The following is a 25150-nucleotide window of genomic DNA, read 5'->3' as shown; positions in this document are numbered from 1 at the left end:
GGGTTTGCCCCGATGACAAGGCCGCTGCGCATGCACCTGCGCATCAGCTCGCCGGAAAGACTTCCCACGCCCGCGCCGGGCCCGCACGGCGCTCGCCTGCAGCCCCCCTTGCCCGGGACTAGACTGGAACGGCCCGCGGCTGCAGGGCCGCGCTTGTGTTGAGAGCCCATGACCACCGACCGCACTACCGACAGCCCTTCCCTCGACGCTCACTGGATGCCTTTCACGGCCAACCGGCAGTTCAAGCAGGCGCCACGCCTGCTGGCCCGCGCCGAAGGCATGCACTACTGGACACCCGAGGGCCGGCAGGTGCTCGATGGTGTGGCGGGGCTGTGGTGCGTCAATGCCGGCCATGCGCGCCCGCGCATCGTGCAGGCCATCGCGCAGCAGGCCTCCGTGCTGGACTACGCCCCGCCGTTCCAGATGGGCCATCCCCAGGCCTTCGAGCTGGCCGAGGAACTGGTGAGGCTGACGCCGCCGGGACTGGACCGCGTGTTCTTCACCAACTCCGGCTCCGAGTCGGTGGAGACGGCACTGAAGATGGCGCTGGCCTACCACCGCGTGCGCGGCGAGGGCAGCCGCACCCGGCTCATCGGGCGCGAGCGCGGTTACCACGGCGTGAACTTCGGCGGCATCTCGGTCGGCGGCATCGTCGGCAATAGAAAACTGTTCGGCACGCTGCTCTCGGGCGTGGACCACCTGCGCCACACCCACGACCCGGCGCGCAACGCCTACAGCTTCGGCCAGCCCGCGCACGGCGCGGAGCTGGCGGACGACCTGGAGCGGCTGTGCGCGCTGCACGACCCCAGCACCATCGCCGCGGTGATCGTCGAGCCCGTGGCCGGCTCCACCGGCGTGCTGCTGCCGCCCGTGGGCTACCTGCAGCGGCTGCGCGAGATTTGCGACCGCCACGGCATCCTGCTGATCTTCGACGAGGTCATCACCGGCTTCGGGCGCACCGGGCAGCCCTTCGGGGCGCAGACCTTCGGCGTCACGCCCGACCTCATGACCGTGGCCAAGGGCCTGACCAACGGCTGCGTGCCCATGGGCGCGGTGTTCGCCAAGCGCGCCATTCATGACGCCTTCATGCACGGGCCGGAGCAGCTGATCGAGTTCCCGCACGGCTACACGTATTCGGCGCACCCGCTGGCCTGCGCGGCGGCGCTGGCCACGCTGCGGACCTACGAGGAAGAGCAGTTGCTCACCCGCGCCGGCGAACTGCACGACTACTTCGGCCAGGCCATTCACTCCCTCAAGGGCCTGCCGCATGTGGTGGACGTGCGCAACATCGGCCTGGTGGGCGGCGTGGAGCTGGCGCCCATGCCCGACGCGCCGGCCAAGCGCGCCTTCAACGTGTTCCTGGACTGCTGGGAGCAAGGCGTGCTGATCCGCACCACGGGCGACACCATCGCGCTGTCGCCGCCGCTGATCATCGAGAAGAGCCACATCGACCGCATCGTGGACACGCTGGCCGGCGCGCTGCGCCGCGCGGCCTGAACGCGGAGCTCCGGCCATGAGCCCGGCCATGAAGCAGCGGCTGCCGGTGGTGCTGGTACCGGCCTGCAACCGGCTGCTGGGACAGCACCCCTTCCACATCGCCGGCGCCAAGTACGTGGAGGCCGTGCGGCTGGCCGGCGCGCTGCCGCTGGTGGTGCCCGATGCGTCGGTGCAGGAGCTGGACCCGCTGCTGGACCTGGCCGACGGCGTGCTGCTCACGGGCTCGCCGTCCAACGTGCACCCCAGCCATTTCGGCGAGGCGGTGCACGACGCCACGCTGCCGCTGGACCCGGCGCGCGACGCCTGGACGCTGCCCTTCATTCCCCGCCTCGTCGAACGCCGGCTGCCGCTGCTGGCGATCTGCCGCGGCGCGCAGGAGCTCAACGTGGCGCTGGGCGGCAGCCTGCACCAGGCGGTGCACGCCCTGCCCGGCTACGCGGACCACCGCGGCCAGGGCGAGACGGCGGAGTCGCAGTACGCGCCGGCGCACGAGGTGCGCCTGGAGCCCGGCGGGCTGCTGGAGACGGTGATTCACGACGCGGCCTTCCGCGTCAACTCGGTGCACGGACAGGCGGTGAACCGGCTCGCCCCGGGGCTGCGCGTGGAAGCGCGCGCACCGGACGGGCTGATCGAGGCCTTTTCCGTGCAGGGCATGGATTTCGCACTGGGCGTGCAGTGGCATCCGGAATGGCGTGCCCGAGACAACCCGGTATCGATGCGGCTGCTGCGGGCTTTCGGCCTGGCCTGCAGCGAACGGGCGGCGCGCCGCCACAACCGACAGGAGGAATAGCCGATGGTGGGACGCAAAGACTTCACATACAGCGACCTGGAACACTGGCTGGACCAGCACCGCGTCACGGAGATCGAGTGCCTGGTTCCTGACCTCACCGGCGTGGCAAGAGGCAAGATCCTGCCGCGCGAGAAGTTCACCGAGGACCGCGGGATGCGGCTCCCGGAAATCGTGGTGGCGATGGGGGTGACGGGCGAGTTCCCGGAAGAAGGCCCCTACTACGACGTCATCACCCCCACCGACCGAGACATGCACCTGCGCCCGGACCCGGCCACGGTGCGCATCGTTCCCTGGGCCACCGACCCCACCGCCCAGGTCATCCACGACTGTTTCGACCGCGAAGGACGCCTGGTGCCCTTCGCCCCGCGCTCGGTGCTGCGCCGGGTGTGCGACCTCTTCGCCTCCGAAGGGCTGGAGCCGGTGGTCGCGCCCGAGCTGGAGTTCTACCTGGTGGCGCGCAACACCGACCCGGACATGCCGCTGAAGCCGCCCATCGGGCGCAGCGGCCGCGCCGAAACCTCGCGCCAGGCCTACTCCATCGACGCGGTCAACGAGTTCGATCCGCTGTTCGAGGACGTCTACGACTACTGCGAGAAGATGGAGCTCAACGTGGACACGCTGATCCACGAGATCGGCGCCGGGCAGATGGAGATCAACTTCTTCCACGCCCACCCGCTGGGGCTGGCGGACGAAGTCTTCTTCTTCAAGCGCACGGTGCGCGAGGCGGCCATGCGGCACGACATGTTCGCCACCTTTATGGCCAAGCCCATCGCCGGCGAGCCCGGCAGCGCCATGCACATCCACCAGAGCGTGCTGCGCAAGGACACGGGGCTCAACATCTTCAGCAACCCCGACGGCAGCCCCAGCCGCGAGTTCTATTGGTACATCGGCGGGCTGCAAAAGTACGTGCCCGCGGCGATGGCGCTGTTCGCGCCCTACGTCAACAGCTACCGGCGCCTGGCGCGCTTCACGGCCGCGCCCATCAACATCCAGTGGGGCACCGACAACCGTACCGTGGGCATCCGCTCGCCGGTAGCGCCGCCGGCGGCGCGGCGGGTGGAAAACCGCGTCGTGGGTGCCGATGCCAACCCGTATGTGGCGCTGGCGGCCACGCTGGCCTGCGGCTGGCTGGGCATCAAGAACCGCATCGAGCCCACGCCCGAGTGCAAGGGCGACGCGTACCTGGGCGACTACGCGCTGCCGCGCAGCCTGGGCGAGGCGCTGGAGAAGCTGCGCGCGGAGGAGGCGCTGGCCGAGGTGCTGGGCGAGGCGTTCGTCACCGTCTACACCGAGGTCAAGGAAACCGAGTTCGCCGAGTTCATGAAGGTGATCTCGCCCTGGGAGCGCGAGCACCTGCTGTTGCACGTCTGACACCACACAGCTACAGGAGGAGCCATGACCAACCACCTCTACCGCGGCCGCAGCACCCGCGACTGGCAGGCCGCCGATGCGGCCCATTTCCTGCACCCCTTCACCGACTTCAAGGCGCTGGCGGCGCGCGGCGCGCGCATCGTCACCCGTGGCGAGGGCATCTACCTCTGGGACAGCGAGGGCCAGCGCATCCTCGACGCGATGTCGGGCCTGTGGTGCGTGAACGTGGGCTACGGGCAGCAGCCGCTGATCGACGCCGCCACGCGCCAGCTGCAGGAGCTGCCCTTCTACAACAGCTTCTTCCAGACCAGCACGCCGCCGGCCATCGAGCTGGCGGAGCTGCTGGCGCAGCTGACACCGCCGCAGTTCCAGCACGTCTTCTTCGCCAGCTCGGGCTCGGAGAGCAACGACACGGTGGTACGCATGGTGCGGCGCTACTGGGCGCTGATGGGCCAGCCGCAGCGGCAGGTGATCATCAGCCGGTGGAACGGCTACCACGGCTCGACCATGGCCGGCGCCTCGCTGGGCGGCATGCCGGGCATGCATGAGCAAGGCGGGCTGCCCATTCCCGGCATCGTGCACATCGAGCAGCCGCACTGGTGGGAGCACGGGCGGCGCCTGGGCTTCTCGCGCGAGGACTTCGGGCTGCAGGCGGCCCAGTGGCTGGAGGACAAGATCCTGGAGATCGGCGCCGAGAACGTGGCCGCCTTCATCGGCGAGCCGCTGCAGGGCGCGGGCGGCGTGATCGTGCCGCCGCAGAGCTACTGGCCGGAGATCCAGCGCATCTGCGACCGCTACGGCATCCTGCTGGTCAGCGACGAGGTGATCTGTGGTTTCGGGCGCACCGGCCAGTGGTTCGGCTGCGAGCGCTTCGGCACGAAGCCGGACCTCATCACCTTCGCCAAGGGCGTGACCAGCGGCTACGTGCCGCTGGGCGGCGTGATGGTGGGCCAGCGGGTGGCGGAGGCGCTGATCGAGAAGGGAGGCGAGTTCACCCACGGCTACACCTACTCTGGCCACCCGGTGGCCTGCGCCGTGGGCGTGGCCAACCTGAACCTGATCCGCGAGCTGAAGCTGGTGGAGCGCGTGCGCGAGGAGACCGGCCCGTACATGGCCGAGCTGTACCGGCAGATCGCCGAGCACCCGCTGGTGGGCGAGGTACAGACCTGCGGGCTGATGGGCGCGCTGACGCTGGTGCGCGACAAGAACACGAATGAACCCTTCGCGCCGGAGATCGATATCGCGATGGTTTGCCGCGGCCATTGCTTCGGCAACGGGTTGATCATGCGCGCCGTGGGCGACCGCATGATCGTCGCGCCACCGCTGGTGATCACCCGCGCGCAGCTCGACGAGATGGCGGCGCTGATCCGGTACTGCCTGGACCTGACCCTGGACGATGCCCAGCGCAACGGCTGGCTCTGATTCCGTTTCGCGATGACGAACCCAATCACCTCGTCACACCCGCGAAGGCGGGTGTCCACGAACTCCGGGCAGCATCCCGGCCAGCGTGGATGCCCGCCTGCGCGGGCATGACGAAGCTCTCCTTGAAGGAGTCCCCCATGAACCGCCCTGCCATCGACTGGCATGCCCGCGCCGCCGAGGCGCGTCCGGACGGCCGCTGTTTCATCGAAGGCCGCCGCGTCGAAGCCGCCGACAGCGTGTCTTATGACAAATACTCGCCGGTGGACGGCCGGCTCCTGGGCGCGGTGGCGCGCGGGCGCGAGGCCGACGTGGACGCCGCCGTGCGCAGCGCCCGTGCCGCCTTCGAGGACCGGCGCTGGGCGAAGCAGCCGCCCGCGGCGCGCAAGAAGGTGCTGCAGCGCTTCGCCGAGGCCGTGCTCGGCGCGCGCGAGGAGCTGGCGCTGCTGGAGACGCTGGACATGGGCAAGCCCATCGGCCATGCGCTGGCGGTGGACGTGCCGGCCACGGCGCGCTGCATCGCCTGGTACGCCGAGGCGCTGGACAAGCGCTATGACGAGATCGCGCCGACGGCGGAGACGGCGCTGGCGCTGATCACGCGCGAGCCCGTCGGCGTGGTCGGGGCGATCGTGCCCTGGAACTACCCGATGATCATGGCGGCCTGGAAGATCGCGCCGGCGCTGGCCATGGGCAACTCGCTGGTGCTCAAGCCCAGCGAGAAATCGCCCTTCACCGCGCTGCGGCTGGCCGAACTGGCGCTGGAGGCGGGGCTGCCACCGGGTGTGTTCAACGTGGTGCCGGGCCATGGCGCGGAGGCCGGCGAGGCGCTGGCGCTGCACATGGACGTGGACGCCATCGGCTTCACCGGCTCCACGCGCACTGGGCGGCGCATGCTGGAGTACGCCGGGCGCAGCAATTTGAAACGGGTGTTCAACGAGTTGGGCGGCAAGTCGGCCTTCATCGTGTTTCCGGACTGCGCCGACCTGCAGCGCGCCGCCGCCACCGCGGCAGGCAGCATGTACTTCAACCAGGGCGAGAGCTGCAATGCGCCCTCGCGCGTGCTGGTGCACGAGGACATCGCCGACAAGTTCATCGAACTGCTTGCGGCGCAGCTGCCGCGCCACGCGCCGGGCGACCCGTTGCTGCCGGGCACGGCCATGGGCGCGATCGTGGACGAGGTGCAGCTGCGCACGGTGCTGGGCTACATCGAGGCCGGGCGCTCCGAGGGCGCGCGGCTGCTGGCGGGCGGGCGGCAGGTGCGGCTGGACAGCGGCGGGCACTACGTCGAGCCCACGCTCTTCGACGGCGTGGACCACCGCATGCGCATCGCGCAGGAGGAAATCTTCGGGCCGGTGCAGGCGGTGCTGCGCTTCCGTGACGAGGCCGAGGCGGTGGGTATCGCCAATGCCACGCCGTACGGGCTGCAGGCCAGCGTCTGGAGCGACAACCTGAGCCGCGCGCACCGCGTGGCGCGGGCCCTGCGGGCGGGCACGGTGCACGTCAACCAGTACGACGAGGACGACATCACCGTGCCCTTCGGGGGCTTCAAGCAGAGCGGCAACGGGCGCGATAAATCCCTGCACGCCTTCGACAAGTACACCGAGCTCAAGACCACCTGGCTGCGCATTGACGGAGCAAGTACATGAAAGACCTGCGCGAGCGGCTGAAGAAGCAAGGCATCCACACGCTGCTGGTGCAGTTCACCGACCTGCACGGCGCGGCGCGCGGGAAATTCGTGCCGCTGGCGCACCTTGACGACGTGCTGACCGACGGCGCGGGCTTCGCCGGGCCGGCGATCTGGGGCAGCGCGCTGCCGCGCACGGGCGAGCGCGCCCGCTACCACGCGCGCGGGCAGGCCTCGTCGCTGGTGGCCCTGCCCTGGCTGCCCGGCGTGGCGCGCATCGTGGCCGACGGTTTCGTCGCGGGCGAACCCTTCGATGCCGACCCGCGCCAGGTGCTGCGCCGTGCGCTGTCGCCGCTGGAGGTGCAGGGCTGGACGCTGCGCGTGGGCCTGGAGCCGGAGTTCTTCCTGCTGCGCCGCGAGGGCGACCGCGTCGTGCCGGCCGACGCGCAGGAGCGCCTGGACAAGCCCGCCTACGACCTGAAGACGCTGCCGCGCCAGGCCGGCTACCTGCACGAGCTGCGCGAGGCGTTGGAGCGCTGCGGGTTGGACGTGATGCAGCTGGAGCATGCGGAGGCGCCGGGCCAGTACGAGGTGAATTTCGGCCACATCGACGCGGTGTCGTGCGCGGACCAGTTCATGCTGTTCAAGCAGGCGGCACACGCCATCGCGCAGCAGCACGGGATGCTGTTTTCGCTGATGCCCAAACCCTTCGCCGACCAGGCGGGCAGCGACATGCACGTGCACGTGTCACTGTGGGAAGGCGAAGGCGTGGATGCGCGCAGCCTGTTCACGCCGCACCTGCCCGATGGCGCGGTGGACCGCGGCCGGGCGCTGTCGCCGCTGGGGCGGCATTTCGTGGGCGGCGTGCTGGCACACAGCGCGGCGCTGTGTGCGCTGGCCGCGCCGACGGTGAACTCCTACAAGCGGCTGCGCCCCACCCTCTCCGGCCCGGGCTATGCGCCCAAGTTCATCGCGCACGGCCCGGACAACCGCACGGCGCTCGTGCGCGATCTGCACGGCCGCTTCGAGTGGCGGCTGCCGGATGCCAGCGCCAACCCCTACCTGGCACTGGCCGGGATGGTGGCGGCGGGGCTGGACGGCATCGAGCGCGAGCTGGACCCGGGGCCGGACGTGGACGTGGACCTGCTGGAAGCGCCACCGCAAGTGCTCTCCGAGCTGGGCCTGCGCTCGCTGCCGCACAGCCTGGCACAGGCGCTGGACGCGCTAGAAGCGGACGAGGTGCTGGTCAGCGCCCTCTCACCCGCACTCGTGAAGGAATTCGTGCGGCTCAAGCGGCTGGAATGGGCGGAATACACGCGGCATGTCAGCGCTTGGGAATTGGAGAGGTATGTGGATGCGTTTTGAGTACGCCCGGCACTGGCAAGGCCATCGCGCGGAAAGCTGTTCTGAAGGGCATCAGCGCTGCGATCGAATCCCTTCCCCTCCTGAGGCACACTCCCCGCCCCCACGCTGTTCCCCAGGCCGCAGTCTTGATGTCCGCCCCACCGTCCGCCCGTCCCACGCCCCACTTCCCCCTGCTCTCCGTCCTGTCCCTGGCCGCGAGCATGGCCCTGGTCGGCAGCTACGTCGGGCTGTCGAAGCTGCTGGTGGCGGTGTTTCCGGTGTTCCTGCTGGCATGGCTGCGCTTCGGCATCGCGGCGGTGGCGATGGCGGGCTGGATCAGGCGCCCGGCCGACGAGCCGGCACTGGGCGCGGCGGAAAAGCGGCTGCTGTTCGCGCAGAGCTTCTTCGGCAACTTCCTGTTTTCCATCTGCATGCTCTTCGGCGTGCAGGCCACCTCGGCGCTGGCTGCGGGCGTGACCATGGCCGGCATCCCGGCGGCGGTGGCGCTGCTGTCGTGGGCGCTACTCAAGGAACGCATCACGCCGCGATCGGCGCTGGGCATCGCCTGCGCGGTGGCTGGGATCGCGCTGCTGGCCTTCGCGCGCAGTACGCCCGGCACCACGGCGGCGCCTTGGTGGGGCTATGCACTGCTGCTGGCCGCGGTGCTGTGCGAGGCCAGCTACGTCGTGATCGGCAAGCGGCTGACGGCCAGCCTATCGCCGCGGCGCATCAGCGCGCTGATCAACGTCTGGGGCCTGCTGCTGGTGACGCCCTTCGGGATCTGGCAGGCGCTGAGCTTCGACTTCGCCCAAGTGGCTCCCGCCTCCTGGGCGCTGCTGCTGTTCTATGCGCTGGCGGCCAGCATGGTCAGCGTCTGGCTGTGGATGCAGGGTTTGAAAGGCGTGCCGGCGCAGCAGGCCGGCGTGTTCACGGTGATGCTGCCGCTGTCCGCCGCGGCCATCGGCGTGCTGCTGCTGGGCGAGCATTTCACGGCGGCGCACGCCGTGGCTTGCGCGCTGGCGCTGGCCGGGTTGCTGCTGGCGACGTGGCCGGCGCGGGTGCCGGCTACAGCTGCGTCCGCAGCAACGCGGCCGCGTGCTCGATGAGCTTCTCCCGCCACGGCCGGTGCCGCCAAGCCTGAAAGCTCACCTGCTTCGCGCGCTGCCAGTCCTGTTCGAACACGGCGATCAGCCGGCGCGCGAAGGCGGCGTCCAGCACGTTCAGGTTGGCCTCGTCGTTGAGCCTGAAGCTGCGGTTGTCGAAGTTCGTTGAGCCCACGGACACCAGCAGCGAGTCCACCACCAGCACCTTGCAATGGAACATCGTGGGCTGGAACTCGGCGATCTCCACGCCCGCCTCCAGCAACGGGCCCCAGCGCGCGCGCGAGGCGCGGCGCACCGTGGCGGTGTCGATGTGGCGGCCCGGCGTGATCAGGCACACCCGCACGCCTCGCTTGCGCGCATCCACCAGCGCCTGCACCGCCAGGCTGTCGGGCACGAAGTAGCTGCTGGAGAGGTGGATGGTCTCGCGCGCCGACGTGATGGCCATCAGGTACATCAAGTGCATGCTCTCGCTGCCGCCCGTGGGCGAACTGCTGAACATCTGCGCCGGCTGCTCGCCCACGGGCGGCAGCGCCGGGAAGTAGTCGTCGCCGTGCAGCACGCAGCCCGTGGCCTTGATCCAGTTGTCGACGAACACGGCCTGCATCTGCGCCACCACCGGCCCCTCGACGCGGAAGTGCGTGTCGCGCCAGTGGTCCTCGTCCTGCGCCTGGCCCTGCCACTCGTCGGCGATGCCCACGCCGCCGGTGAAGCCCAGGTGCCCGTCGATCACCAGCACCTTGCGGTGCGTGCGCTGGTTCAGCCGCGCCAGGTGCGACCAGTGCGGCTTGTGGTAGCGCTCCACCGCCACGCCAGCCTCCTTCATCTGCTGCAGGTAGCGGTCTTCCATCTTCATGCTGCCCACCCAGTCCAGCAGCACGTGCACCTTGACGCCGAGGCGGGCCCGCTCGGCCAGGGCCTCGGCGAAGCGGTCGCCGATCTCTCCCTTCCAGTAGATGAAGGTCTCGAAGGTGATGCTGCGCTTGGCGCCGTGGATGGCCTCCAGCATCGCCGGGAAGATCTGGTCGCCGTTGAGCAGCTCCTGCACGCGGTTGCCTTCGAGCAGCGGCGGGCCGAGCAGCACGCTCATCGAGCGGCGGAACTGGGGATCGTGGGTGTCGTAGAGGCGGTCCAGCTGCTCCTGGATCTTTTTCTCGCCCGACATCAGGTTCATGGCCACGAAGGCCACGGCCAGCGTGGCCAGCACGCTGATCAGGACGGTCCACCACATGGCGCGCCCCTCAGGACGCTCGGCGAACGGACTGCCGTGCCGGCTGGGACTTTGTCATCGCGACTCCTCCGTGACCCGCCCCGCGGCGGACTGCCGCGGCAATGTTGCAGCGGACCTGGACGGCGCCCATGCGGTCCTGCCCGGCTGCCACCGCCCAAGGCAGTTTCCGGGCCGCCTCCGCCACTGGAATGGGTGGAGAAGTTATCCCCTGGCGCGGGCCAGGGACTGGAGATGAGCGGCTGGCGGCAATTCAGGCCGCCACGGCGGGCCGCTGCGCCTGGCGCCACACGGTCTGCGGCGCCTCCTGCTTCAGGCGGTGGTCGCTCCACACCTGACGCCAGCGGCGCGCGCCGGGCATGCCGTTCCACAAGCCCAGCATGTGGCGCGCGACATGCGACCAGGCCACGCCGCGCGGCACCTGGCGCGCCATGTACTCGACCATCAGGCGCTCGACTTCCGCGCGGTCGCGCGGGGCGGGTGCGTCGCCGTAGAAGCGCTCGTCCCAGTCCGCCATGCTCCAAGGCTCGTGGTAGGCCTGCCGGCCGACCATCACGCCATCCACGTGGCGCAGGTGCTCGGCAATCTCGTCGTCGCCCTTGACGCCGCCGTTGAGCACGATGGTGAGCTGCGGAAAGTCCTGCTTGAGCCGGTACACGAAGCCGTAGCGCAGCGGCGGCACCTCGCGGTTTTCCTTGGGGCTCAGGCCCTGCAGCCAGGCATTGCGGGCGTGGACGATGAACACCTCACAGCCGGCCTCGGCCACGGTGCCAACGAAATCGCGCACAAAGTCGTAGGACTCGATGCGGTCGATGCCGATGCGGTGCTTCACCGTCACCGGGATGTCCACCGCGTCGCGCATGGCCTTTACGCCCTCGGCCACCAGGTCGGCCTCGGCCATGAGGCAGGCGCCGAAGGCGCCGCGCTGCACCCGCTCGCTGGGGCAGCCGCAATTGAGGTTGACCTCGTCGTAGCCCCAGTCCTGCGCGAGCCGGGCGCAGGCGGCGAGGTCCGACGGCTCGCTGCCGCCGAGCTGCAGCGCCAGCGGATGCTCCTCGGGGTTGAAGTCGAGGTGGCGCGGCTTGTCGCCGTGCAGCAGCGCGCCGGTGGTCACCATCTCGGTGTAGAGCCGGGTGTGGCGCGTGATGAGGCGGTGGAAGTAGCGGCAGTGGCGGTCGGTCCAGTCCAGCATGGGAGCGACGGACAGGCGCCAGGGGCTCACGTCTGCACTAAGTTGTTGATTTGTTTGAGTCTGCACGCCAGGATCGACTTTAGAGCTGTTGTTTTGAACAGTGGATTTCAGGGCTTTGCCGGGCTTAAACGGGCGTCCAGTGCAACTGGCGGTGCAACAATCGGCGCCCGTTGCACCGACCGATCACACCGACAAGAGGCACAAGTACCATGGCTTCCATCACGCGCCGCGGCGACGGCTGGCTGGCTCAGGTCCGGCTCAAAGAGGCGGGCCGAATTGTATTTAGCGAGTCCAAAACGTTCCCGACCGAGGCCATGGCCAGGAGCTGGGCGCAGCGCCTGGAAGCGAAGGTGCGCAAGGACGGGCCGGCGGTCGCCATCGGCGCGCGTATGACAGTCGGCGAGCTGATTGAGCAGCACCTGGGCTACCAGCGGAAGCTCCGGCCGCTGGGCCGCTCCACCATCGCCAACCACGAGTACATGGCCGGCGTGTTCAGCAAAGTATTGCTGGGCGATCTGCGCGCGAAGCACCTGGTGGACTTCGCCGTGCGCCGGCGCGCGGAAGACGGCGTGACACCGGCCACGGTGCTGGCCAACCTGTCAGTGGTTTCAGCCGCGATCCACGCGGCGCCTTACGCGCACGGTATCCCGGTGGACCCCAGCGAGGTGGACCTGGGCATGCGCAAGCTGCGCGAGGACGGACTCACGGCCAAGAGCCGGGAGGTGATCCGGATCGTGAGCCAAGCCGAGGAGGACGCGCTGCTGGAACAGTTTGAGCGGCGCAACGCTCACCACCAGACCGCCATCAACATGGTGCTGATCTACAAGATGGCCATCGCCCTGCCCCGCCGCGCCGGTGAGCTCACGCGCATGCGCTGGGCCGACGTGGACCCGAAGCGCCGCACGATCGTGATTCGGGACGTGAAGCACCCGAAGCGCAAAGTGGGCAACGACCAGGTGGTGCCCCTGCTGGGTGACGCCTGGACGTTGTTGGAGCAGGTCCCAAAGCTTGATGAGCGCGTCTTCCCCCATGACACCGACTCGGTTTGCGCCGCCTTCGAGCGCACGCGTGACCGGATTGCCCAGACCGGTATACCGAGCATCAAGGACTTGCGTTTCCACGACCTGCGGCACACCGGCATCACGCGGCTATTCCAGCATGGGTTGAGCATCCAGGAGGTCGCCTTGGTCAGCGGGCACACGAACTGGACGCAGCTGAAGCGGTACACCCACCTGCAGCCTGAGGACCTGCACAAACACTTTCCAGAGCTCGACAAGGTGTTGGCCGATTGACACCACAGCAGCAGTACCAACCGCCGGCATTGGGAGCGCCGTGGGTCAATTACAGCCATATCCCCTGCCTGCTATCACGTGTGCGAGTTCGCCAGCGCCTTGCTCCCGCAGCAATTCGATAGATGCACGGCCGCTCCGAAATCGGAATTTCTCCCCGAATTCTCCCCTGAGCGCCGCTTGGCCGCGTGGTCCAATCCAGCACCGGCACCAGCCGGTGCCGCACACAAGAGAAGACACATGACCGACACCGCCACCACGCTGCCGCACGTCATCGAGCAGATCGCGCAGGAATGGGACGGCCGCACCTACGAAGTCTCTGGCGAAGCCGTTGACATTGGCGCCGCAATCCGCGCCGCAGCTGCCCGGCTGCTCGCTGCGCCACCTGCCGCCAGTGCGGGCCCTGACCCGCATGTCTGGATGCGTTCGGAGCTGAAGCGACTGGACAAGACGATCAGCAACGAACAGTGATATACGACCTGACACCGGAGCGCCCTTTCCGGCTTTCCGCTGTATACGGGCATGGCGCTGTGCTGCAGAGAGGGGTGCCTCATGTTTTCTGGGGCTCAGCGCCAGATAGCGCTTTAGTCCAAGCCGAGGCCGATTTCATTTCTGCGGCAGCGGTCTCGCGTGACGGCCAATGGATATTGAGCCTCGACCCACTTCCGGAGGGCGGCCCATACACGGTGAGCTTCTCATGTTTGGGCGAGACGATCACCCTGAACAGAATTCACGTCGGCGATGTGTGGCTAGTCGCAGGGCAAAGCAATGCCCGGAAGCACGCCAAACTCCAGCTTCCAGACGGATGCTCCGGTTACAGTGGCTTTGGCCCAACCAACAAGGGAATTTACCCAGACGACGTTTGGCAATCTCTAATTGATATTCGTCGCCAGTGGGTATCTCACGGCCAAGTATCAAGGTTCGGCGCTGCATTTGCCATTGAGATGCATGAGCAGCTCCAGATACCAATCGGTATTGCGAGCATCGCATTTCCAGGAACGCCAATCCAGTCCTGGTACTCGTCGGCCGGACACCCGAAGGCTGTGGGGAGCACCGCAAAATGGGTTCGGAAGTTGCCGCCCGCCACCATGGCGAAAGAATGGGTGCGGCCGCTATACCGCATGCCCGCTCGCGGCGTGGTGTGGTGGCAAGGCGAAAGCAACGTCCCAGCTCATGCTGACTATGCCGACCACCTGCAACGCATGATCGCGGAGTGGCGCAGTGGCCGTGGCGACCCCGACATGCCCTTCATCATCGTGAAACTGCAGTCAATCGCGACAGAAAGTGCGGCCGACCTGGAGGCCATGCGCGCGGCCCAAGAAGCTGCGGCCAAGAGTGCCGGTAATTGCATCCTGGTGGAGTCGGCTGACTTAGCCGCGTCCGGCGATGTGCATCCGCCACCGGAAGAGTTGGCAAGCATCGGCCGGCGCGCGGCAGCGATGTACATCGCGGCAACGCCTTCTCTAGGAAGAAACTCACCGTGAGCCGTGCTGCCGCCAAGCGCTGTTTCCAAGCGTCGCGGGTCGTGCGCAGCACGGTGAACAACTTATTCCAGGCCGCGCGAGTACATGATTTCCGCATCGCTTCTGCACCGTTTCCGCAATGCATGCCGGCACAACCTCAGCCGGCGTCTACGCACTGCCGGTACTCCGCTTGGCGGCGCAGCGTGAGCCCGCGCAGCGGCTGCCCACGGAACTTGTCCCAACGCAGGATCTCGGCACACGCGCCGGCGTAGTCGCCGGCGTTGAGCCGCTTCACAAGCGTTGAGCTGCAGAAAGCCGCTACGCCGATGTTGTACGCCAAGCTCAAGTACGCGTCGTACTCCGCTTGGTGTAGCTCCACGGTGACGCAGCGCTTGAGGCCTGCTTCGTCGCGCTGGATGTGCGCCAGGCTGCGCCGGGCACCGTCGAGCGGCGTGATGCGGTCGCCGAGCTGCACCGGCGTGCCGTCCGCGCGCTGCGTCAGCCCGGGGCCGATCGTCGGCACGTCGCCGGGCACTGGGATGACAGCCCGTTCCGTCCACCCCTCTCGACCCCAGAGACCAATCAGCGCCGCAGCGGACAGGCTCAGGCCGGCAATCGCGACACGGCCCGATTTCATTTCTGGCTCCCGTCGCGGTAGGCCTGGACCACAGCGGACAGCACGTCGCCGCTGTCCACCGGCACGCCGGAGCGCACGGCATGCCACAGGCCAACCATGGCACTCACCGCGGCAGCGATGCCGCCGGCCCAGCGCATCACGACGCCGAGGTGACCGAGCAGGCGCAGCCCGTTACGGCCAAACTCCAGCAGCTCGCGGATTTCAGTCGTGAGCTGTGTGTTCGTGGCCAGGCCATTTTCCAGCGCCGCAATCCTGTCTGCACCGCGGCGCAGCCGCTGCTCGATCGCATCCAGCCGTTGCTCCGGCGTCAGCCCTGCCAAGCACTCGCCGCCCACGTCATCGGCCGCTTCTCCATCCCGTGCAGACGTTTGCACTGCGTCACCACCCATGGGTGCCTCCCTGAAATGAAAATGCCCGCCAAGTGGCGGGCATGGGTACTGCGTTGAGGTCCTGTCGCGCAATGCGTCACGACCACGGCCAGCTGATCGACTTCACGCTGCCGTCTGCCATGCGTCGCTTGACCGTGAGTGCGGCCTCAGTGGACTGGAAGACCATGTCACCTGGGTTGTACGGAGTCGCACTGGACTGCGGCCGCAGCACGAAGCCTTCCGGCGACTGGTGGGCCATCCCACCCAGGTCGCCGTTGGTTGGGGTCTGGTTGTTTGCGGTACCTGAAAGCTGTGGCATGTCGCGTCCTTTTATGGCTGTTGCGCGGGCAGGCTCGCGGCGGTGGCCAGCAGTTCTTCGGCTTGCTCGCGACTTTCGAACCTGTAGAAGTGGGTTTGCACACCGGCGAACACGCGCTGCGGGGCCTTCGGCGTGACTTCGTACAGGCCGAGGCCTGGCAGCGGCGCCGTGCTGTTGATGTGCCAACCGGCCAGTTGTACGGCGGTGTCGCCGGTGATAGCGCACAGGAGGCCGATGATGTCGAGATCGGGCATCTGTTCTCCTTCACGCCGTCATAGCGATGCACTGCACGGCGGCCAGGCGCGCCGGGAAATAGGCCACGCACCCGAGAACGCCGTTGACCTGGTTGGCACCCGCCGAGTCAGCGCCAAGGCATAGCGTCGACAGCGCCGCGGGAATAGCCGCACCGGTGCCGGCCCACACCTCGACCCCGTTGACGTACAGGGCCGCATCGAGCGCGCGATAGGCCACCATGACCCGTACCACCGCGCCCGCCGCGATGACCGCAGCCGTTGAGGTCACATCCACCCCGCCCGAGGTGATCGATGCCGCTACCTGGCTCGCCCCGCTCACGGCATTGCGTACGAGCACCAGGGCCACGCGATTGGAGGCGGTACCGTCATTCAGCGAGAGCACCACCGGCGCGGCACCGGTAGACACAGCCGCCGCCCGAATGAACTCGGCGTAGAGCGTGCCCTCCCCCTGCCGCAGCCACGCGCCCACTGACAGCGGGCAGGTTTCCGCGGTGCGCGTCGTTTGCGCGCCGGCGGTAGGAATCGGGCTGGTGGACAGCTCGCCCAGCTCGGCCTGACCGTGCCACACCAGGACACCCGATGCACCGTCCCCGGTGTAGCTGGAAACGTTCGCCGTCGCGATCACTTGAACGCTCAGCGAGCAGCTTGCCCCGGGCGCGGCGATGGTGGTCGATGTGGCCGACACCCGATACCAACCATTCGGGTAGGCCTCAACCCGCGTGCGCGACGGGTCCGGGGTCGTGTACTCCCCGGTCAGCAAGTTGAGCTCCACGATGTTGGACGCCACTTGGTTGGCCAACGATCCCATATACACGCGCACGCGGGTGCGCTCCGCGGCCTTCACAAAGGCCGACACGGTATAGGTCGTTGATGCCACGACGTTGAACGCCTGGCTCACGGTGTGTTGCGCCGTGGTGGCGGTTTCGTACACCCTCCAGGCCGACATGGTGCCGTCCGGGGCCAGATAGCGTGTCGCATCGAGCCCGACCACGGTGCTCTTGTTCCAGGCCGACTGGGACAGGTCGCTGCTGTGCAGCAACAGGTTTGTAGCCGCGGCCTCCACCATCACGCCTTGGCACGCCAGGCTCATCGGATCATGCGCAAGGCGCGGCACGCCCGCGAGCACCGCTTCGACCTGACCGCGTCCGTTGATGCGCTGGGCCGTGGAGCTGCGCCCGAATACCAGGCGCGGATCCACAAACCGCCCACTCGCAAACGGCAGCAGCAGTGATGGCGGCACAGTGGCGCGGGCCGTTGCCGAGCCAGACGCCAATGCGGCAACCGCGGCAGCCGCCGCGGTTGCATTGGCGCCGGCGCTGCTGGCCACGGCAGCGCTGGCCGCAGCCGCCGTCGAACTTGCAGACGCCTGCGCTGCTTTCGTTGCCGTCCCCTCAGCGGCGCTGGCCACGGCTCCGGCGACTGTCACGATGTCATGCACGAGCGGCAGCAGCAACCGCCGGTGACCGCCCGCTCCCATGCCAGTGTCCGGATCGTCATCGTCCGAGTATGTTCGGCCGTTGATATTCACGACGATAGTCACGCGATGATCTCCTTCACTTCGTATGCATGGCCGTGGGTCTGGTAATGCGGGTTCTCGATCAGGCTCAACCGCCGCAGCCGCCCGTAAATGTTCCGTTGCAGCGAGAACTGGCTAGAGCCGGGATCTGGAATGACGACGACCTCGCCATCAATCCCCACAGTGCGCTGCAGCAGCAGTACCGCGCCGTAGGCCTCGGCGTCATTCAGATTCCCAAGCCGGAAATTGAATATGCGCACCGGCGGGCGGCGCCCGAAAAACTCAACACCATCGAGGCTTTGATCGACGGTGGTTTCAGTTTCGTAGCCCAGGCCCGAACCCCATTCGTAGTTGTATTTCGGCTGGAATGCACGACCCATGAAAAGCCGCCCAAATTGCACATAGCCCGCCGGGTTTGTTGAGTCGTCAATCTCGACCGTCCACGTCGCCGGGTTCGTGACGTCATCAGCAGACGGCCAGAGCTTGCGTCCACCGGTCCAGACCAGTAGCGGTGTGAAGGCAGCGATGGTCTCCGCGTCCGGCAGACCGCTCCACCACCGGTCATCCTCCCACTCCAGCTCTGCCGGGTCGCTACGCTTCCAGACGTCCATCCAGCCCGTGCTTCGAACCTTGCTGCCCGCCGCGTTGCTGGCGGTCACCTTCCACCGGGCCGCCGCGCTCAGGTTGTGAGCGACCAAGACGATGCAGTCGATCAGCGGTGGCCGGCCGGCGAACGTCGCGGTGAACTTCGTGGCGGCCGTGGCTGCCGATGTCGACCGGGCGACCCGCGCAAGCTCACGCGTCTGCAGGTTCGTGCGCGGCAGCGTGGACACCCACGCGCCGCCGGACAGCGTCGCGCGATCAGCATCGTTGCCCCAGGCGATCAGGATATTGGCCATCACCTACCCCCACAGCGTCAAGTACGCGCGCTCGCGCGCGAGATCCAGCTGCACGCCAAGCACGCGCAGCATCCGGCCGCTCTGGAGGCCGTAGCGCTTCCAGGTGAGTCGCACCGAGCAGCCCGGCGACAGCGATGCCAACGCCGAGGCGCTGGCCGAGATCCGCACCTCGAACATGTCACGGCGGACGCGGTAGAGAGCCAGCAGGCGCTGAGCTTCCAGCTTGGCATCGGCCAGGGTGTCGATGAGGCTGTCGACGACCAGGTCAGCAGCCTGCAGGTGCTGCAGCTTGATGCTGGCCTGTGCCGAGCGCTGCGGGCGCGTTGCCATGGCAAGCCAGGTGCGGCGCGCCGCCGTCACGGCACCCGCAACGTCGCTTTGCACCGACCAATTCCGGTTGCCATTCACGGTGACACGCCACGCCGGCACGCCGGCGCCCGCATCGCGCTGCGCTTGGCGCTGGATCTGCATGATCTGCCACGACTCGATTGCCATCGCCGGCACGTCACCTGCGGGGTCCACGAGCTGCCCCATGCGGAGCACACCCAGCGAGTCGAAGGCCCACCATGCACCCACCGATGCGGCGACGCGGTCCATGGCCGCGCGGCACGTCGTTTCATCGCCAGACGGCAGCCAGAGGCCCAGCGCATACGGCGCAGCCGCGTTGAGCGCCGACACATCGGCCGCGGAGACATCGCCCGCGGCGAGCCCAGCGGTCAGCGCGAGCGACTGCAACAGCGAGCCGGCACGGGCCGTTGTGCCAGTGGTGGCAGTGACGTCGGCCGTGAGCTGGCCAGCCGGCAGCGATCCGAGACGGACGTAGCCGCCGGCCGGCCAGACACGGTAGCTCCCTGCCGCCGGCGCGGTGGTCTCCATCTCGGCCTGCGATGCGTACACCGCGCCCGCGGTGAGCGCGACGCCACGGTCATAGACCGCATCCACGGACGAAACCGAACCGTCGCTGACCTGGTAGATCAGCCGGGCGCTGTTCACGCACGGCGGCGAGACGTTGCGCACCAGACCCCAGCAGCGTGGCTTGCGCTGGTCCGCCAGGTCGTCGGCGCCGCCCTCCAGCCCGGCCGGCAGCGCGTTGTCGCCGGCGTAGGTGTTGGGGCTTGCCGGCACGTCCAGCACCGCCTGCCTGTCGCGTACGCGGATCACGACACGGTCGCCCTCGAACGTCGCTTGCTCCATGGTGCCGGTCAGCACGCGCGACCATGCTGTTGGGTAGGCCGTGCCCGGCTCGCCGACACGCAGCACGATCTCCCGCCCGGCCCAGCCGTAGCCGATCCAGTCGTCAAGCGCTTCATCAACGTTCACGAGCACGACCTCGCCGGTCGAAACGCGGGAAGCGCCGCCCGTGGTGCCGGGCTCCCAGAGATCGGTGCGGTACAGCGCGGGCTGCTGCACCCGCCCCATGAACGCCGTGTGCGGCGGCGTGTCATCCGGGCCCGTGACGAGCGGGCCGCTGGACACGTAGAGCGTGCGCAGCGTCCCGGCCGCATCGACGGCTACCGTCATTTCGATCGCGTAGGTCTTCATGCCACCGCCTGCCTCAGGGGCCTCTCCAGGTCTTCAATGCGCTGCCTCAGCAGCTTCAGCTCCGCGAGCACGTCCTTGGTGCCGGCGCCTTGCAGCACAACCAGCGCCTTAAGCTCCTCGGTCTGCTTCTTCAGCTCCGCCGTCTGCTTGAGCTGCTCAGCCTTCTGCTCAGCCAGGCTGAACCCAGGCAGTTCCAGCGCGCGGCCGAGGGACTCGACCGTGCGCCGCGTCATCGCCTCCAGCGCGACGTACTGCGAGCCCGAGCCGTACATGCCGCGGCCCGTGCTCAGCAGCGTGTCGGCCACCGATGTGACGCGGTCCAGGGCCGCCTGGTCCTTGCCGCGCGCGGCGGCAACGACGCTCGCGAACTGCTGCTGCGCGGCCTGGAACTGGCGCCCCGGGTCGAGAGACGACCTGTCGCTGAGCTGCTGGCCGTCGAGCCAGCCGCGCAGATTGCTCGCCGCGCTTGCTTTCCACGCGGCGGCCTCTGCCTGCAGTGCAGACGTCTGCGCCTTGTGCAGCGCCGTCACCTTCGCGATCTCCGCGGCCGACAGGCCCAGTGCCTTCGCGTCGGCCAGGCGCTGGGCTTGCTCCTCCTTCAGCTGCTTGGCGGCGTAGGCGCTGGCGTCCGTGAGCTGCAGGAGTTGGTCGGTGACGTCGGACATGAAGTTTTTCTTGAGCGCCGCCGTCTGCTGGGCGATGGCTTTCGGGATGATCTGGCTCGCTTGCCACGTGCTGCCGTACAGCTCGACCAGCACCGGGCGCATCGCTTCGGCATTGGCACGCACGCGCTCCATCTCCAGCGCCATGCCGTTGAGCGGCTTCGACAACAGCATCCAGCCGGCTTGCGCGCCGGCCATGGCGCCCGCAGCTTCGCGCGCTTGCGCATACGCGGCCGCGCCATGCTTCTGAGCAGCACTCAGCATGTCCGTGATGTTGTCGCGCAAAGCCGCCGCGGCCTGCTGCGCATCCAGCCACACATCGGCGCGCGAATCCTGCTGATTACGCGCGCCACTGCCCGCGCGAATGGTCTTCTGCAGCTGTGCCCAGGCATCGGCCTGGGCCTGGACGCCATCGGCCCACTGCCCGAAGCCATCGGACAGTGTCACCAGGCGGCCGAACAACTTTTGTCCAGCCTCGCCGGTGCGGTCGATGCCCTCGACCATGAGGCGAAAAGCCTCGCGCGAAGCCGGCATGGCGGTGCCCGCCTGGCGAAACGCATCAGCCAGCTCGATGCCGAGCGCAGCCAGCTGCTCGGCCTCGCTGTAATACCCCTCGCGGAATGATCCCAGGCCCTCGGTGAGCGCATCCAGGCCGCCGGCACCCAGCAGCATGGCCGAGGTGACATCGGCTGCACGTAGGCCAATGGCGGCCATGCTGTCGCGCAAGGCATCGAGCGCCCTGTAAACCTCGCCAATTTCCTCGGCCGTGCCGTCGAATCCCTCGATCAGCTTGCCAATGCCGCTGGTGACTGTCTCGGCCGCTACCGTGAACGTGAACCCGAAAAGCCGCACGGTGGTCAGGCTGGTGGCCGCCGTCTCGGCTGCCACCAAACTCTCGCGCACGATTTCGGCCGCAACGTCTCCTTGCTTGTTGGCCAGGTTGCGGAAATTCAAGGCCGTCACGCCAAAGCCGTCGAGCGCCGCGCCGGCCACTTCCACACCGCTTGCCACGCGCGCCACGGTTTCCAGATACCCCTCGCCCACCCGCTGAAAGTCCGTCAGCCCAGGCAGCGCGGCTGCTGCGATCTCGTCGCCGGCGGCGCCAAACACGGCCGAGAGCTTTTCCTGAATCTCGCTGCCAGTCAGCCCAGCAATATTGATCTTGCCGATCTTGACCACATGGGCCGCCAGGCGCTGCTCGACCAGGGCGAAGGATTCATCCAGCGGCCCGGCCGCGGCGCGCACGGTATCGGCAAACCCCGTGAGGATCAAACCAAACTGGCGCTCAAGCTCGGGATCCGCCGCGCCGGTGTTGGCCGTGTAATTGCTCTCACCCACCGTGAAGCCAAAACGCTTCTTCTTTTGGTACACGTCGGCGTAATAGCTGGCTTGGAAACCACTCGCCATGATTGCGCCCAGCGCCTGCGGATCCGCGGTAATGCCCTGGCCGGTGATGCTCGTCTTGGTGCTGAACATCTTGCCGGCGAGGTTGCTCAGGGCCTTGCCGATGCCCAGCACCTCGGTGAGTCCGAAACTCACATACGCGGCCGCGGCGCGCACTGCCGCGCCCTCGATCTTGCCCATGGTCGAGACTTCACGCCCCACCGCAATGCCCGCGCCAGAGGCTTCAACCACGCCAGCGCGCACGATCAGGCTCGACACACCGGCCAGGCTGCTCTCGATGTTGCGCAGCGAGGACAGCATGGCGGCGCTATAGCGCATTGTCAGCGTGTCCACTTCGCGCAGCGCGTCAATGCTGTTGGCGATGCTCTCGCTTTGCGCGCTGACGTCACCGAGCACGGTGCCGGTGCCCGTGTTGCCCGGATCCACCACCGCGCCGCCACCACCGCTCACCGCGCCGCCGAGCACGGCCGCGATGGCCACGCCCGCGGCGGCCATGCCCCAGGGACCGAGCGCCGACATGAAGGCCATGAAAACGCCCGGGATCTTGGCGGTATTGCGCGCGGCCTCGCCGGCCGTCACCGCGGCGGTTTCGGTGGCCTGGCCAGCCACCACCGCGCCCACTTTGGCCGCCTCGCCGGCCACCTTGGTTGCCGTCACCTGGCCAATGAGGCCGAGCTGCTGCGCCGCACTCGCAGCCGCGTTGGCCAGCTCTAGGGCCCGAAACCCCTTCTCGGCCGCAGCCATGATCTTGTAACCGCGGCTGCCCTCTTCAAAAAAGTCTTTCGCTGCGCCCGTGAGATCCGCATAGGTTGAAACCTGCATCTCGGTCTCGCGGCGGCTCAGCTCGGCTTCCTTGCTCCAGCGCTCGGACTGGTCCTCGATCTTGGAAACGTTGACCCGCTGCTTCTCGATTTCAGCCTGCTTGCGTGCGTACTCGTCCATGGCACTGGCGAGATTGCCGAGCGCGCTGCTGGCGGCGCCGAATGCATCGCGCAACGCTTCTCCGAACGTCTGCGCGCGCGCCGGGTCCAGGAACGCATCGAGCTCCTGGCGCGCCTTCGAGTCGAGTTCCACGCCTTGCGCCTTCACGGCACCAGACACCCTGACGCTGGCGAGCTCGCGCAGTGCAGACGCCTGCTGCCGTGCCGCTGCAGCCGCAGCCATGTAGGCGTTGGCGTAGTCGCCGGCGTAGACGGATGCCGTTTCCAGCGCCGTGGCATAGCCGCCCTTTTCCTCGGCCGTCAGCCGCATGCGCGCGGCCTCCAGCTCGACGACCTGGCGCGCGCTCAGGCCAATGGCCTCGTTCTTCTCGCGCTCGGCCTTGATCTGCGACTGCAGTTCTTCGGTTGCCTTGTGTGATGCCTCCGCCAGCTGCGCGCTGAGCGCCGCCGCGGTCTGCTGAGCAGCGTTGTTCCGGCTCATCTCCGCCACCGCTTCGGCATACGTCAGGATGAGCTTCTTCTCTTTGTCCCCCAGCGCAGACGTGCCGGACGCGAGCTTCGACCGCAGCGCGACAAGGGCTTGCTCCTCTGCCGTGAGCGCAGACGTCGCCGCCGACGCCGCGTTGAGCGCGGAGGCGCGACCAGCCCACTCGCCCAGCAGCCCCTTCATTTCATTGGCTGCCGCCTTCTCGGCGCCGGTGAGGTCGCCGAGGTGCTTCTTGCCGGTGGCAGCGGCCTCAGCGAGCTTGGACACACCGTCGCCGGTACCGGTCCAGATCCCACGCACTGTGGTCACGGCCTCACGGCCGATGCGCATGGTTTCGGCCGAGCTGTCCGTCATGAGCTTGAAGCCCAGCTGAATCCTGGCGGCCGCTTGGTCAGTACCCTGACCCAGTCCGATCAAGCCGCTCCTCGCAGCATCAAGCGCGCCAGCGAAATCGCCGGAGAGCGCCAAGCGCACGGCAGAGCCCAGGGCACTCAGCATCGAGCCACTCTGTGTCACGACCGCCGCAAAGGCGTCCGTGATGCCGCCGGACACCTCGACGACACCCGCGGCGACTCCACCGACCAGTGTGCCGAACTGGCGGAACGCCGTTGCGGTCACCACGACGGCAGTGGCGACAGCGCGGATGCCTCCGGTGAGCACTTGCGAAGCAGCCGTGACGGCCCCTTCAGACGATGCCGCTTTCATGAACGCCTCGGCCACCGCCTGCATCGCAGGCAGCGACTTGGCCACGACCTGGGTATAGACCCCGTCGAAGCCGACGCTCACGAGCTTCAGCGTGTTGCCGAACTCCTTGGCCGCCTTGCCGGTAGAAGCGTTGAACGTCAGGCCCAGCTGCTCGGCCTGTTCCTGGAAGGCCTTCAGGCCGGCCGCGCCCGTATTGAGCAACGGGATGAGCTTGAGGCCGGCGTCGCCCATGATGTCCTGGGCGATAGCCGCCTTGGCCGTGCCGTCGGCGCTCTTCTGGAACGCGTCGGCGATCTCGTAGAGCAGCGTGTCCAGCCCCTTGAGATGCCCCTGTGCGTCCTTGAGATTGATGCCCATCTGGCCGAAGGTTTCCTTGCCCGAGCTGGCTTGCTCCGACAGGCCGGCCATGCCTTCCACCAAGTCGTCGAACGAGATGCCGACGAGCTCGGCGGCGAGCTTCATCCCCACCAGGCGCTCGGTGGCGATACCCAGCTGCTGGCTCGCCTGTGTGACCTCGCCCATGGTCTGCACCACGTTCTGCAGGCCGTTGATGATCGCGCCCACGCTGAAGGCGCCGGCCAGGCCGGCGGCCATGCCGCCGATCAGGCCCTTCACGCCGGCGGCCATGGTGTCCATGTGGCCCTGGACCTTCTTCGCGAACTGCAGGGCCTCCTGCTCGCCCTTGTCCAGGCCCTTGGTGTACTCGGCGTACTCCAGGGCGAGCTTGACGATCAGGCTTCCGAGAGCGCTCATGGTTGGTCCAGGTGGGCGTTGAGAACTTCAAGGGCCGCTTCCTCCATGAGTCGGAGGTCGGCGATCAGGGCGCGCCGCTCGGGTTGCGGCACGCCGTAGGCGTCGATGACGCCGGGCAGCGCGGCCAGGTCGAGGCCGTGGCGGATCAGCTTGCCGTTGGGCGCAACTTCGATGCGCCACTGCCGGCCGAGCAGCAGGAACACCTGCACGGCGTCCCAGCAGTCAGGGAAGACCTCCAGGCCCGGCCGCTCCAGCGGGCTGCCGCGTGCGTGGGCAACCAGGTGCGGCGCCGCGCCGGCGGCGGCCATGGCATCGGCCAGGTCGTTGAGATGCGCGGCGGTGTCGC

Annotated in this window: 21 protein-coding genes; 10 read left to right on the top strand and 11 right to left on the bottom strand. The window is 68.0% G+C overall.

Translation table 11 applies throughout. The features are described from left to right. Positions 1-168: 168 nt before the first annotated feature. From Q0741_RS25140 to Q0741_RS25110, 7 genes are all read left to right on the top strand, one after another. Positions 169-1497 carry an aspartate aminotransferase family protein gene (locus Q0741_RS25140; protein WP_298235936.1) on the top strand — a complete coding sequence of 443 codons (1329 nt, stop codon included), beginning with the start codon at positions 169-171 and terminating at the stop codon, positions 1495-1497. Positions 1498-1513: 16 nt separating this feature from the next. Beyond that, the gene (locus Q0741_RS25135) at positions 1514-2287 is read left to right on the top strand and encodes a gamma-glutamyl-gamma-aminobutyrate hydrolase family protein (RefSeq protein ID WP_298235935.1); all 774 of its coding nucleotides are present in this window, start codon (positions 1514-1516) and stop codon (positions 2285-2287) included. A gap of 3 nt (positions 2288-2290) precedes the next feature. After that, entirely contained in the window at positions 2291-3658 is a 1368-nt protein-coding gene (locus Q0741_RS25130; RefSeq protein ID WP_298235934.1) for a glutamine synthetase family protein, read from the top strand. Between the two features lie 24 nt (positions 3659-3682). Continuing rightward, on the top strand, positions 3683-5080 hold the full coding sequence (locus Q0741_RS25125) for an aspartate aminotransferase family protein (RefSeq protein ID WP_298235933.1): 1398 nt from the start codon (positions 3683-3685) through the stop codon (positions 5078-5080). 137 nt (positions 5081-5217) lie between these two features. Further along, positions 5218-6723, top strand: coding sequence for an aldehyde dehydrogenase (locus tag Q0741_RS25120; protein WP_298235932.1), 1506 nt, complete (start codon positions 5218-5220; stop codon positions 6721-6723). After that, positions 6720-8066, top strand: a complete 1347-nt coding sequence (locus tag Q0741_RS25115) for a glutamine synthetase family protein (protein ID WP_298235931.1) — start codon at positions 6720-6722, stop codon at positions 8064-8066. Before Q0741_RS25120 ends, Q0741_RS25115 begins: the two co-directional genes overlap by 4 nt. Positions 8067-8194: 128 nt before the next feature. Further along, complete coding sequence (locus tag Q0741_RS25110) at positions 8195-9151, top strand: DMT family transporter (protein WP_298235930.1); 957 nt, start codon at positions 8195-8197, stop codon at positions 9149-9151. On the opposite strand, the gene cls is transcribed toward Q0741_RS25110, so the two are convergent. Then, positions 9111-10376, bottom strand: coding sequence for a cardiolipin synthase (gene cls, locus Q0741_RS25105; RefSeq protein WP_298235929.1), 1266 nt, complete (start codon positions 10374-10376; stop codon positions 9111-9113). The genes Q0741_RS25110 and cls overlap by 41 nt on opposite strands. Before the next feature lie 250 nt (positions 10377-10626). Then, complete coding sequence (dusA, locus tag Q0741_RS25100) at positions 10627-11631, bottom strand: tRNA dihydrouridine(20/20a) synthase DusA (protein ID WP_298235928.1); 1005 nt, start codon at positions 11629-11631, stop codon at positions 10627-10629. 143 nt (positions 11632-11774) lie between these two features. Between dusA and Q0741_RS25095 the strand changes: the two genes are divergently transcribed. The 3 genes from Q0741_RS25095 to Q0741_RS25085 all read left to right on the top strand — a co-directional run bounded on the left by Q0741_RS25095 (position 11775) and on the right by Q0741_RS25085 (position 14338). Then, entirely contained in the window at positions 11775-12857 is a 1083-nt protein-coding gene (locus Q0741_RS25095) for a site-specific integrase (protein WP_298235927.1), read from the top strand. 237 nt (positions 12858-13094) lie between these two features. Continuing rightward, positions 13095-13325 carry a hypothetical protein gene (locus Q0741_RS25090; protein WP_298235926.1) on the top strand — a complete coding sequence of 77 codons (231 nt, stop codon included), beginning with the start codon at positions 13095-13097 and terminating at the stop codon, positions 13323-13325. Between the two features lie 230 nt (positions 13326-13555). After that, positions 13556-14338 (top strand): sialate O-acetylesterase, encoded by a 783-nt coding sequence (locus Q0741_RS25085; RefSeq protein WP_298235925.1) that lies wholly within the window; start codon positions 13556-13558, stop codon positions 14336-14338. 136 nt (positions 14339-14474) lie between these two features. Here Q0741_RS25085 and Q0741_RS25080 read toward each other — a convergent pair whose 3' ends face one another. From Q0741_RS25080 to Q0741_RS25040, 9 genes are all read right to left on the bottom strand, one after another. Continuing rightward, positions 14475-14954 (bottom strand): glycoside hydrolase family protein, encoded by a 480-nt coding sequence (locus tag Q0741_RS25080; protein ID WP_298235924.1) that lies wholly within the window; start codon positions 14952-14954, stop codon positions 14475-14477. Then, positions 14951-15343 carry a hypothetical protein gene (locus tag Q0741_RS25075; protein ID WP_298235923.1) on the bottom strand — a complete coding sequence of 131 codons (393 nt, stop codon included), beginning with the start codon at positions 15341-15343 and terminating at the stop codon, positions 14951-14953. The genes Q0741_RS25080 and Q0741_RS25075 overlap by 4 nt, the downstream gene beginning before the upstream one ends. 76 nt (positions 15344-15419) lie before the next feature. Beyond that, a complete protein-coding gene (locus Q0741_RS25070) occupies positions 15420-15641 on the bottom strand; it encodes a hypothetical protein (RefSeq protein WP_298235922.1) in 222 nt (73 codons plus the stop codon). An 11-nt stretch (positions 15642-15652) separates the two neighbouring features. Beyond that, positions 15653-15895, bottom strand: a complete 243-nt coding sequence (locus Q0741_RS25065) for a hypothetical protein (RefSeq protein ID WP_298235921.1) — start codon at positions 15893-15895, stop codon at positions 15653-15655. A 10-nt stretch (positions 15896-15905) separates the two neighbouring features. After that, positions 15906-17435 (bottom strand): hypothetical protein, encoded by a 1530-nt coding sequence (locus Q0741_RS25060; RefSeq protein ID WP_298235920.1) that lies wholly within the window; start codon positions 17433-17435, stop codon positions 15906-15908. After that, complete coding sequence (locus tag Q0741_RS25055) at positions 17432-18310, bottom strand: hypothetical protein (RefSeq protein ID WP_298235919.1); 879 nt, start codon at positions 18308-18310, stop codon at positions 17432-17434. Before Q0741_RS25055 ends, Q0741_RS25060 begins: the two co-directional genes overlap by 4 nt. Positions 18311-18313: 3 nt before the next feature. Further along, the gene (locus Q0741_RS25050; RefSeq protein ID WP_298235918.1) at positions 18314-19852 is read right to left on the bottom strand and encodes a hypothetical protein; all 1539 of its coding nucleotides are present in this window, start codon (positions 19850-19852) and stop codon (positions 18314-18316) included. Next, positions 19849-24804 carry a hypothetical protein gene (locus tag Q0741_RS25045; RefSeq protein WP_298235917.1) on the bottom strand — a complete coding sequence of 1652 codons (4956 nt, stop codon included), beginning with the start codon at positions 24802-24804 and terminating at the stop codon, positions 19849-19851. Before Q0741_RS25045 ends, Q0741_RS25050 begins: the two co-directional genes overlap by 4 nt. Next, positions 24801-25112 carry a DUF1799 domain-containing protein gene (locus Q0741_RS25040; protein WP_298235916.1) on the bottom strand — a complete coding sequence of 104 codons (312 nt, stop codon included), beginning with the start codon at positions 25110-25112 and terminating at the stop codon, positions 24801-24803. Before Q0741_RS25040 ends, Q0741_RS25045 begins: the two co-directional genes overlap by 4 nt. Positions 25113-25150: the final 38 nt, after the last annotated feature.

The sequence above is a fragment of the uncultured Azohydromonas sp. genome (assembly GCF_937926365.1).
Classification (GTDB): domain Bacteria; phylum Pseudomonadota; class Gammaproteobacteria; order Burkholderiales; family Burkholderiaceae_C; genus Azohydromonas.
The sequence above is the reverse complement of the archived record's forward strand: the minus strand, read 5'-3'. Positions and strand labels throughout refer to the sequence as shown.

Excerpts from the sequence above, each read along its gene's own strand:
- Q0741_RS25045 (WP_298235917.1), bottom strand. The coding sequence starts at position 24,804 with ATGAGCGCTCTCGGAAGCCTGATCGTCAAGCTCGCCCTGGAGTACGCC.
- Q0741_RS25040 (WP_298235916.1), bottom strand. The coding sequence starts at position 25,112 with ATGGCCGCCGCCGGCGCGGCGCCGCACCTGGTTGCCCACGCACGCGGC.
- Q0741_RS25130 (WP_298235934.1), top strand. The coding sequence starts at position 2,291 with ATGGTGGGACGCAAAGACTTCACATACAGCGACCTGGAACACTGGCTG.
- Q0741_RS25090 (WP_298235926.1), top strand. The coding sequence starts at position 13,095 with ATGACCGACACCGCCACCACGCTGCCGCACGTCATCGAGCAGATCGCG.
- Q0741_RS25075 (WP_298235923.1), bottom strand. The coding sequence starts at position 15,343 with ATGGGTGGTGACGCAGTGCAAACGTCTGCACGGGATGGAGAAGCGGCC.
- cls (WP_298235929.1), bottom strand. The coding sequence starts at position 10,376 with ATGTGGTGGACCGTCCTGATCAGCGTGCTGGCCACGCTGGCCGTGGCC.
- Q0741_RS25125 (WP_298235933.1), top strand. The coding sequence starts at position 3,683 with ATGACCAACCACCTCTACCGCGGCCGCAGCACCCGCGACTGGCAGGCC.
- Q0741_RS25135 (WP_298235935.1), top strand. The coding sequence starts at position 1,514 with ATGAGCCCGGCCATGAAGCAGCGGCTGCCGGTGGTGCTGGTACCGGCC.
- Q0741_RS25055 (WP_298235919.1), bottom strand. The coding sequence starts at position 18,310 with ATGGCCAATATCCTGATCGCCTGGGGCAACGATGCTGATCGCGCGACG.
- Q0741_RS25120 (WP_298235932.1), top strand. The coding sequence starts at position 5,218 with ATGAACCGCCCTGCCATCGACTGGCATGCCCGCGCCGCCGAGGCGCGT.
- Q0741_RS25095 (WP_298235927.1), top strand. The coding sequence starts at position 11,775 with ATGGCTTCCATCACGCGCCGCGGCGACGGCTGGCTGGCTCAGGTCCGG.
- Q0741_RS25070 (WP_298235922.1), bottom strand. The coding sequence starts at position 15,641 with ATGCCACAGCTTTCAGGTACCGCAAACAACCAGACCCCAACCAACGGC.
- Q0741_RS25115 (WP_298235931.1), top strand. The coding sequence starts at position 6,720 with ATGAAAGACCTGCGCGAGCGGCTGAAGAAGCAAGGCATCCACACGCTG.
- Q0741_RS25065 (WP_298235921.1), bottom strand. The coding sequence starts at position 15,895 with ATGCCCGATCTCGACATCATCGGCCTCCTGTGCGCTATCACCGGCGAC.
- Q0741_RS25050 (WP_298235918.1), bottom strand. The coding sequence starts at position 19,852 with ATGAAGACCTACGCGATCGAAATGACGGTAGCCGTCGATGCGGCCGGG.
- Q0741_RS25110 (WP_298235930.1), top strand. The coding sequence starts at position 8,195 with ATGTCCGCCCCACCGTCCGCCCGTCCCACGCCCCACTTCCCCCTGCTC.
- Q0741_RS25140 (WP_298235936.1), top strand. The coding sequence starts at position 169 with ATGACCACCGACCGCACTACCGACAGCCCTTCCCTCGACGCTCACTGG.
- Q0741_RS25080 (WP_298235924.1), bottom strand. The coding sequence starts at position 14,954 with ATGAAATCGGGCCGTGTCGCGATTGCCGGCCTGAGCCTGTCCGCTGCG.